At 48.9% G+C, this 4,021-nt stretch carries 4 protein-coding genes; all 4 read right to left on the reverse strand.

Features of this window, described 5'->3' with window-relative positions:
• A partial coding sequence (locus tag WBV27_RS11250) for an NAD(P)/FAD-dependent oxidoreductase (RefSeq protein ID WP_424202112.1) occupies positions 1–360 on the reverse strand: 360 nt, incomplete at its 3' end.
• Between the two features lie 103 nt (positions 361–463).
• On the reverse strand, positions 464–1,714 hold the full coding sequence (locus WBV27_RS11255) for a glutamate-5-semialdehyde dehydrogenase (RefSeq protein WP_424202114.1): 1,251 nt from the start codon (positions 1,712–1,714) through the stop codon (positions 464–466).
• 13 nt (positions 1,715–1,727) lie between these two features.
• Positions 1,728–2,534 carry a glutamate 5-kinase gene (gene proB, locus WBV27_RS11260; protein ID WP_424202118.1) on the reverse strand — a complete coding sequence of 269 codons (807 nt, stop codon included), beginning with the start codon at positions 2,532–2,534 and terminating at the stop codon, positions 1,728–1,730.
• Positions 2,535–2,854: 320 nt separating this feature from the next.
• On the reverse strand, positions 2,855–3,700 hold the full coding sequence (locus WBV27_RS11265; RefSeq protein ID WP_424202116.1) for a Cof-type HAD-IIB family hydrolase: 846 nt from the start codon (positions 3,698–3,700) through the stop codon (positions 2,855–2,857).
• Positions 3,701–4,021 lie beyond the last annotated feature (321 nt).

Here is a 4,021-nt window from a genome sequence, read left to right on the forward strand (position 1 = left end):
GTTTCCGATCAGAGGCGCCTGCTCGCGGCGTTCCAGTGCACGGTCATGGACCTCCTGGAGGTAGTCGACGGATTGTCCCAGGATCAGGGCGCCGCAACGTGCGTAGGCATCCGTCTTCAAGCCGTCGGAAGCCAAGTCAGCCAGCAGCTTGTCATAAAAAGCCGCGCCTTCGGAGACGAGGCGGTACCACTTTTTGTTGCGGCGTCTGGACAGCCAAGGACAAATGATCCCTGCCGAGGCGGCCGTTGCTTGGCCTTTGCCGCTGTCGAACACGCTGACGCTGTGGCCGGCTTTTGCCAAGTAGTAACTGGCGGTGGCACCGACGATGCCGCCACCGATTACTGCAATCTTCTTTTTCATCGTTATAATCATTCCTTTCACCGGTAGACGGTGTTTACTGCTGGTAGACAGAAAAAGCCGGGAACGGTGTCCCGGCTCTAAATATTTTTGATGAGGATCCCTTTTAGGATCTGATTTGGCCTTCGCCGTAGATGATGTATTTGTAGGAAGTCAATTCCTTCAATCCCATCGGTCCGCGGGCATGGAGTTTTTGCGTGCTGATGCCGATTTCTCCGCCGAAGCCGAAACAACCGCCGTCCGTGAAGCGGGAAGAGGCGTTGATGTAGACGGCCGCTGCATCGATATCGTTCAGGAAGTTCTGTGCCGTTTGGTAATGATCGGTGACGATCACTTCGGAATGGCCTGTGCTGTATTTTTGGATATGCGCGATAGCTTCGTCATAAGAGGAAACCACTTTGACTGCCAAAATGAAATCCGAAAATTCGGCAGCGAAATCTTCCTCTGTTGCTGGGACAGCTTCAGGCAGGATGCTGCAAGTCTTCGCATCGCCGCGCAATTCCACTTTATAAGGCGCCAAAGCTTCCGCGAAAACGGGCAGGAAAGCATCCGCAACTGCTTCGTGGACAACAAGCGTCTCGATGGAATTGCAGACGGAGGGGCGGGAACATTTCGCGTTGACCAGAATGCGCGTAGCCATCTCCAATTCGGCAGCCTTATCGATGTACAGGTGGCAATTTCCGACACCTGTTTCGATGACCGGAACGGTCGCGTTTTTCAAAACGTTCTGGATCAGTCCGGCTCCTCCGCGAGGGATCAGGCAATCCAGATAGTCATTCAGTTTCATGAATTCATTGGCCAGTTCGCGCGACGGATCAGGGATCAGTTGCAGCGTTTCCTTGGCGAAACCGGCGTTCACGAGTCCGTCCTGCAGTGCGGTCATGATGGCTTTGTTGGATTCCAAAGCCTCTTTTCCGCCACGCAGGATGACGGCATTACCTGATTTGAAGCAAAGGGCGCTGGCATCCGCTGTGACGTTTGGACGCGATTCATAAATGATTCCGATGACGCCAAGCGGAACACGCTGCTTGCCGATCATCAAACCATCGGTTGATTTCGTCATTTCCTCAACGTAGCCGATTGGATCAGGCAGTTGAGCGATTTCCTTGAAACTGTCCGCCATCCCTTTGATCCGTTGCGGATTCAAAGTCAAACGTTCGATCATCGGCGTCGGCAAGCCATTAGCCTCGGCTGCTGCGATGTCATTTGCATTGGCTGCCAGGATGGCATCCTGATGCGCGTAAAGGGCAGCTTCCATGGCCAAAAGTCCCTCATTCTTTTGTTTGGTTGATGCTTTCCTCAGGCTATTGGCTGCGGCTTTCGCTGCAATGCCCATTTCTTGCAATAAACTGTTCATCGAATATCCTCCTCTACTTGTCTTCCCTCACAAAATAGGTTCCTATTTCATTGCCGGCCAGTATATCGAACAATACGGTCGGGTCGGTGGCTTGCGTCAATACCATCTGTTGCTTGTTCTTCAGGATTTGTTTGGCAGCTTTCAATTTGGTTGCCATTCCGCCGGTCCCGAATTTCGAACCGTTCCCGCCAGCCAAAGCCATTTCTTTTGCCGTAATGGCATGAATGGTATGGAAGAGGACGGCATCCGGATGCGCCATCGGATTTTTATCATAAAAACCCGGGACATCGGACAGCATGATCAGCAGGTCGGCGGAGATGATTTCCGCTACGGTTGCGGAAAGGCGATCGTTATCCCCGAATTTGGTCAGGTGATCCAGTTCTTCAACGGAGACAGCATCGTTTTCGTTTACGATCGGGATGATGCCCATTTTCAACAACTGCTCGAAGGCATTTACGGCATTCCTGCGGCTTTCCGGGAACTGCACAATATCCAGGGTCATGAGGATTTGTCCCACGATTTGGTTATAGTGCGAGAAAAAGCGGGTGTAGAGGTTCATCAGCTCGGATTGCCCGACAGAAGCGACGGCTTGTTGCTCCGGGATGGTTTTCGGACGATGCGGGAGGTTCAAGCGGTTGAGCCCGACTCCGATCGCGCCGGATGACACCAAGACGATTTCTTTTCCTTGATTGCGCAGAACGGTCAAGACATAAGCAAGCCGATCGAACGTTTGGTAGTTGACGGATCCGTCGGCTAGCATCAAAGAACTTGTGCCGATTTTGATGACGATCCTTTTGCAGTCCAATATTTTGTTGCGAATAGGTTCCATGTGCACATCCCCGTTTACGATTTGATTTTTTTGCATCTATAAGAGAATAGTTTTTTTATGTGTTGCAGAGCTCGCATCCAGCGAGGTATTACTTCATATAGTATCATGGAATGGCGAAAAAATTAAGATATAGCAAAAAAAAGCTGCCTGAAGTTATCAGGCAGCCCTAAAGGAGTTGCTCTTTACTTTGGAGGAGTAAAGAAATTGAAAAAAAGATTGTTTGTGATTGGCCTATACTTATAGTAAAACTCAAGTATGAAGAAACTATGAAGATTATTTTATGAAATGGATAAGATTTTTTGCTGCCGCCGTCAGATGAGCCCGAAAGTACGGAATGCCTGATGAAGTCCATCTTCATCCACCGAACTTGTGACATGATCCGCGACAGCCTTCAATTCTTCCTTGGCATTCCCCATAGCGATGCCGATTTCGCAATAGTCGAACATCTCCAAGTCATTCAAGCCGTCGCCGATCGCGATCGTCCGTTCTTTGGAGAGCCCTAGGTGTGTCAGCAATGCTTCGATTGCAGTCGCTTTGTGTATGCCCGGTACCATCAGCTCGCCGCTTTCATCCCCAAACTGTGGTACGGTACATTGAATCGTATCAAAAGCATTTTCGAATTCCGCCTTGATCTGTGCGAATGAAAGATTGTCGCTCTGAAGGAAACAAGCCTTATTGACGTCAGATTTATACAAATCCTCTTCCCCGTAGATCAATCCCTCAATGAAGGGATGAGGCTGTTCTTCTTTGCGTCTGCGGGCATCTGGATCGTTGTCGATATCGCCGTAAATGCAGCGTTCCACATGCGGCAGAAAATTCTTGCTGGCGAACAACCCGCCGTTTGATTCCAAGTAAAAGTCAACGCTATGCTGATTGAAGAAATCCACCATCCGTCTGACTTCGCTGGCTGGGACCGTTTTGTGGTACAACATTCCATCATTCAGCTCAACAAAGCCGCCGCCAGCGCCGATGATGCCGTCAAAGCCGATTTCCATGATGAAATCATAGATCTCCGGTTTTGACCGGCCGGTGCATAAATAAATTTCGTGTCCGTTCAGTCGGGCATGTCTGCATGCTTCCGCAGCCGATGCGGGAACCCAGCCATCATCCATCACCAAAGTACCATCAATATCCAAAAAAATGATTTTTTTATCCAATCACTACACTCGCTTTCTGCCCTTAAGTATGGCTGTCCGATATTAAAGTCTACTATATAATGGAATGAGAATTAATGCCAGCAGAAGAGACTGCTCAGAGCCTTTATTTTTGAATAATTAGAAATTATCCAGAAATAAGCTGAAAAAATCGTTGACAGCATTCGACTGCGATGATAGTATATAGAAGTTGTCCGCCAGAATCGGCTTTGAAATGATTTGAAAAAATTGTTGACATGCGATTTAAAGCGTGATATTATATAAAAGTTGCTGATCCACGCATCTGCAAGCCGATATTGCTTCTGAAAAACTTTCAGAAAAGGC

Origin of the sequence: Trichococcus sp. (assembly GCF_049589555.1) — a bacterium.
Taxonomy (GTDB): domain Bacteria; phylum Bacillota; class Bacilli; order Lactobacillales; family Aerococcaceae; genus Trichococcus.

Coding starts and splice junctions, on each gene's coding strand:
- WBV27_RS11255 (WP_424202114.1), bottom strand. CDS start 1,714: ATGAACAGTTTATTGCAAGAAATGGGCATTGCAGCGAAAGCCGCAGCC.